Raw genomic sequence first — 324 nt, 5'->3', positions numbered from 1 at the left:
CTCCACTTACACATCGTGCCTATCAACCTTGTAGTCTTCAAGGGGTCTTACTTGTTTAAAACAATGGGACATCTTATCTTTGGGTCGGCTTCACGCTTAGATGCTTTCAGCGTTTATCCGATCCGTACGTAGTTGCCCAGCTATGCTCCTGGCGGAACAACTGGTGCGCCAGAGGTACGTCCGTCCCGGTCCTCTCGTACTAGGGACAGCTCCCATCAAATATCCTGCGCCCACGACAGATAGGGACCGAACTGTCTCACGACGTTCTGAACCCAGCTCGCGTACCGCTTTAATTGGCGAACAGCCAAACCCTTGGGACCGAAT

The 324-nt window shown here is 52.5% G+C and carries 1 rRNA gene; it reads right to left on the bottom strand.

Features of this window, described 5'->3' with window-relative positions:
• Positions 1 to 324: ribosomal RNA gene (locus tag WS34_RS15225) — 23S ribosomal RNA — on the bottom strand; the annotation flags it as partial.

Source organism: Odoribacter sp. N15.MGS-14, from assembly GCF_000980245.1.
GTDB classification, from domain to species: domain Bacteria; phylum Bacteroidota; class Bacteroidia; order Bacteroidales; family Marinifilaceae; genus Odoribacter; species Odoribacter splanchnicus.
This window is presented reverse-complemented; position numbering and strand designations above follow the sequence as displayed.